Below are 4,642 nucleotides of genomic sequence, written 5' to 3'. Positions count from 1 at the left end.
ATAAGAGACAGGTTCCGCCCCGGCCGCGCCCGCCGCCCCGGCCGCCAAGCCGACCCCCGGCAGCCGCCCGGAAGAGCGCGTGCCGATGACCCGCATCCGCGCCCGCATCGCCGAGCGCCTGATGCAGTCGAAGAACTCCATCGCGATGCTCACCTCGTTCAATGAAGTGAACCTCGCCGAGGTGGTGAAGCTGCGCAAGTCCCTGGGCGAGCAGTTCGAGAAGGCCAACGGCGTCAAGCTCGGCTTCATGAGCTTCTTCGTCAAGGCGGCCACCGAAGCGCTCAAGCGCTACCCGGTGGTCAACGCCTCGGTCGACGGCAACGACATCATCTATCACGGCTACCAGGACATCTCGATCGCCGTGTCGACCGACAAGGGCCTGGTCACGCCGGTGCTGCGCGACGTGCAGGACATGTCCTTCGCCGACGTCGAGAAGGGCATCATCGGTTACGCCAAGAAGGCGCGCGACGGCAAGCTCGGCCTGGACGACCTCCAGGGCGGCACCTTCACCATCACCAACGGCGGCACCTTCGGTTCGCTGCTCTCCACCCCGATCGTGAACCCGCCGCAGAGCGCCATCCTGGGCATGCACACGATCAAGGAGCGCCCGGTGGTCGAGAACGGCCAGGTGATCGCCGCCCCGATGATGTACATCGCGCTGTCGTACGACCACCGCATCATCGATGGCCGCGACGCCGTGCTGTTCCTTGTCGACATCAAGAACCAGCTCGAAAACCCGCAGCGGATGCTGCTCGGCCTGTGATGGCCGGTTGAGCCGAAACGTGAAGGCGGGAGTCGAAAGACTCCCGTTTTCGTGTTCCGCCCCCATATTGGCGGTAGATACCGCAGTGACATCCGGAGCTAAGCAATGAGCGACAAGTTCGACGTCATCGTCATCGGTGCCGGCCCCGCGGGCTATGTGGCCGCGATCCGCGCCGCGCAGCTGGGCCTGAAGACCGCCGTGGTCGACGCCTTCGTCGGCAAGGACGGGAAGGCCGCCCTCGGTGGCACCTGCCTCAACGTGGGTTGCATCCCGTCCAAGGCGCTGCTGGATTCGTCCAAGCAGTTCCACAACCTCACGCACAATTTCAAGGATCACGGCATCACCGCCGAGAACCCGAAGATCGACATCGGCACCTTCATCGGCCGCAAGGACAAGATCGTCAAGCAGTTCACCGGCGGCGTGACGATGCTGTTCAAGGCGAACAAGGTCACCTCGTATTTCGGCAAGGGCAAGCTGCTCAAGGGCAACCAGGTCGAAGTCACGGGCAACGACGGCAGCGTCCAGACCATCTCCGCGACCAACATCATCCTCGCCTCGGGCTCCGTGCCCATCGAACTGCCCTTCGCGAAGTTCGACGGCAAGTACATCATCGACAACACCGGCGCGCTCGACCTCACCGAGGTGCCCAAGCGCATGGGCGTGATCGGCGCCGGCGTCATCGGCCTCGAGCTTGGCAGCGTGTGGAAGCGCCTCGGTGCCGAAGTGACGGTCCTGGAAGCGCTGCCGAAGTTCCTCGCCGTGGCCGACCAGGATATCGCCAAGCTGGCGGCGCGCGAGTTCGCCAAGCAGGGCCTCGACATCAAGGTCAACGCCAAGGTCACCTCCGCCGAGGTCAAGGGCGACGAAGTCCACGTCGGCTACACCGACAAGGACGGCAACGCGCAGTCGCTGGTCGTCGACAAGCTGCTGGTGGCCGTGGGCCGTCGTGCCTATACCGCCGGCTTGCTGGCCGACGACACGGGCGTGAAGCTCGACGAGCGCGGCCGCATCGTCGTCGACGAGCACAACCACACCGGTGTCGATGGCGTCTGGGCGATCGGCGACGCCGTGCGCGGCCCGATGCTCGCGCACAAGGGTTCCGAGGAAGGCGTCATGGTCGCCGAGCTGATCGCCGGCAAGCCGGGCCACGTCAACCTCGACACCGTGCCCTGGGTCATCTACACCGAGCCGGAAATCGCCTGGGTCGGCAAGACCGAAGAGCAGTTGAAGGAAGAAGGCATCCCTTACCGCACGGGGTCCTTCCCGTTCGCCGCCAACGGCCGTGCCGTGGCGATGAACGAAGGCATCGGCCAGGTGAAGATGATCGCCCACGCCGAAACCGATCGCATCCTCGGCGTGCACATGGTCGGCCCGGTCGTTTCCGAACTGATCCACGAATGCGTCGTGGCGATGGAATTCAAGGGCTCGTCGGAAGACCTCGCCCGCATCGTCCACGCCCATCCGGCGTTGTCGGAAGTGGTGCACGAGGCGGCCCTGTCGGTCGACAAGCGCGCCATCCACAAGGGCAACTGATCGTTCCCATGTGTCACCGGAGCCCGCCCCTGCCGCAACGCATGGGCGGGCTTCGTCGTTTCAGGGAACGTGGAGAACTTGAATATGCGTGAGATCACCTCCCTTTGCGTCTACTGCGGTTCCAGCAGCGGTTCGCATCCGGAATACACCGAAGCCGCCAGGGCCTTTGGCACGCGGCTGGCGAAAGAAGGCATCGCGCTCGTCTACGGCGGAGGCAAGGTCGGGCTGATGGGCGCCGTCGCCGATGCCACGCTCGCCGCCGGTGGACGTGTCATCGGCGTCATTCCGCGCCAGCTGGTCGAGAAGGAAGTCGCCCATACCGGACTGTCGGAGTTGCAGGTCGTCGAGACCATGCACCAGCGCAAGACGCGCATGTACGAGATCGCCGACGCCTTCGTGGCCCTGCCCGGTGGTTTCGGCACGATGGACGAGATGTTCGAGATGCTCACCTGGGCGCAACTCGGCCTGCATAGCTATCCCTGCGCCTTCCTCGACGTGCGTGGCTTCTACCGTGGCCTGTCCGCGAGCATGGACCACATGGTCGCGGAAGGCTTCGTCAAGCAGAACCAGCGCGAGCAGGTGTGGTTCGGGGACGACATCGATCAGCTGTTCGACTGGATGAAGCGCTACGAATCCACCTACACGCCGAAGTGGATCACGGGTACGTCTGTCGATAGCATCGACTGATCGCTTCCGCCCAAGGACACACGCATGACAAATTTCCGCGCGTTCCGCATCCACCAGGACGACACTGGTTATCGCGCCGGCATCGAAACCATGGACACCGATGCCCTGGCTCCGGGCGAGGTCCTGGTCAAGGCCGAATGGTCGTCCGTGAATTACAAGGACGCCTTGGCCGGCACCGGCAAAGGCAAGATCTTGCGAAAGTTCCCCTTGAACGGCGGTATCGACGTGTCTGGCACCGTGGTCGCGTCGACCAGCCCGGCGTTCAAGGAAGGCGACAAGGTGCTCGCCACCGGCAGCGGCCTCTCTGAGACCCGCGACGGCGGCTATGGCGAATACGTACGCCTGCCCGCCGAATGGACGGTCGCCCTGCCCGCCTCGCTCACCACGCGCGAGGCGATGATCATCGGCACGGCCGGCTTCACCGCCGCGCTGGCGCTCCTTCGCATGACCGACAACCGGCAGACGCCCGCGCTAGGCCCGATCGCCATCACTGGCGCCACGGGCGGCGTGGGCATGCTCGGCATCGACATCTTCAGCCGCGCCGGCTACGAGGTGCACGCCATCAGTGGCAAGGCCGACCGCTTCGATTTCCTGCGCATGCTCGGTGCCAGCGAATGCGTCGACCGCCACCAGCTCGCTTTCAGCGGCAAACCGATGGATTCCGCGACATACGGCGGCATGCTCGACAATGTCGGCGGCAAGACACTGGCGGGCTTCCTGCCGCTGATCGCTCCCTACGGCAACGCCGCCATCTGCGGCCTGGCGGGGAGTCCGGAGCTGTCGACCACGGTGATGCCCTTCATCATCCGCGGCGTGAGCGTGCTGGGCGTGGCCTCGGCGGGCACCGCGCGTGACATTCGCGACGAGGTGTGGAACCGACTCTCCGGCGAGTGGAGGCCACGCCACCTCGACGCCATCTGCACGAAGGAAGTGGCACTGGAGGATGTGGCCAGTGTCTTCGGCACGATGCTCGAAGGTGGCTCGTTCGGCCGTACCGTCGTTCGTATCGGCGGATAACCACCCTATGGAGCGGCAATCTGCGCTCCCACCATTGATACCCGCGCGGCGGCCGGTAGAATGGCCCCTCGCCAGAGGCGCCACGCGCGACGTTTTTTCGTCACAGCGGGTCCGAGACGCCAGCCGGGACGGCCGGTGTCACCAAAGAGAACACATCGGGCATCGGCCCGGGGGAAAGTGAATGGCTCGTATCCTGATCGTCGACGATTCGCCGTCTCAGTTGCTTGGCATCAAGCGCATCGTCGAGAAACTGGGCCATGAGGCCATCACCGCCGAAGATGGCGCCCAGGGCGTCGAGGTGGCCAAGCGCGAAATTCCCGACCTGATCCTCATGGATGTGGTCATGCCGAACCTCAACGGTTTCCAGGCCACCCGCACGATCAGCAAGGAAGACACCACCAAGCACATCCCGATCATCCTGGTGACCACGAAGGACCAGGATACGGACAAGGTGTGGGGCCTGCGCCAGGGTGCGAAGGCCTATGTGGTGAAGCCGATCAAGGAAGAGGAACTGGTCGCGGCGCTTAAGGAGCATTTGCCGGGCTGAGGGGTTTCAGGGCCTGGGGCGAGGCATCGCCGACAGGGTCGGCTCCCACCGAGGCTCTGCGGAAATCGCCGCTGAAGCGGCTCCCACAAAGAGCC

General features: G+C 64.7%; 4 protein-coding genes and 1 pseudogene. All 5 read left to right on the top strand.

Annotated features, from left to right (window positions below):
* Positions 1-22 precede the first annotated feature (22 nt).
* Positions 23-763: pseudogene (sucB, locus tag ACR9ZJ_RS18940) on the top strand (dihydrolipoyllysine-residue succinyltransferase); the annotation flags it as partial.
* Positions 764-868: 105 nt separating this feature from the next.
* On the top strand, positions 869-2,296 hold the full coding sequence (gene lpdA / locus ACR9ZJ_RS18935; RefSeq protein WP_481288637.1) for a dihydrolipoyl dehydrogenase: 1,428 nt from the start codon (positions 869-871) through the stop codon (positions 2,294-2,296).
* An 84-nt stretch (positions 2,297-2,380) separates the two neighbouring features.
* A complete protein-coding gene (locus tag ACR9ZJ_RS18930; RefSeq protein WP_481280633.1) occupies positions 2,381-2,983 on the top strand; it encodes an LOG family protein in 603 nt (200 codons plus the stop codon).
* A 24-nt stretch (positions 2,984-3,007) separates the two neighbouring features.
* Positions 3,008-4,000 carry an acrylyl-CoA reductase family protein gene (locus ACR9ZJ_RS18925; protein WP_481288636.1) on the top strand — a complete coding sequence of 331 codons (993 nt, stop codon included), beginning with the start codon at positions 3,008-3,010 and terminating at the stop codon, positions 3,998-4,000.
* Positions 4,001-4,181: 181 nt separating this feature from the next.
* Positions 4,182-4,547, top strand: coding sequence for a twitching motility response regulator PilH (pilH, locus tag ACR9ZJ_RS18920; protein WP_072321285.1), 366 nt, complete (start codon positions 4,182-4,184; stop codon positions 4,545-4,547).
* Positions 4,548-4,642 lie beyond the last annotated feature (95 nt).

Source organism: Luteibacter sp. KNZ12-1A (genome assembly GCF_056755675.1).
Note: the sequence above shows the minus strand (reverse complement) of the source record. Positions and strands in the feature narration are given on the sequence as shown.

What these genes read in the sequence shown, in the direction of transcription:
- lpdA (WP_481288637.1), top strand. Translation starts at nt 869, where the DNA reads ATGAGCGACAAGTTCGACGTCATCGTCATCGGTGCCGGCCCCGCGGGC.
- ACR9ZJ_RS18925 (WP_481288636.1), top strand. Translation starts at nt 3,008, where the DNA reads ATGACAAATTTCCGCGCGTTCCGCATCCACCAGGACGACACTGGTTAT.
- pilH (WP_072321285.1), top strand. Translation starts at nt 4,182, where the DNA reads ATGGCTCGTATCCTGATCGTCGACGATTCGCCGTCTCAGTTGCTTGGC.
- ACR9ZJ_RS18930 (WP_481280633.1), top strand. Translation starts at nt 2,381, where the DNA reads ATGCGTGAGATCACCTCCCTTTGCGTCTACTGCGGTTCCAGCAGCGGT.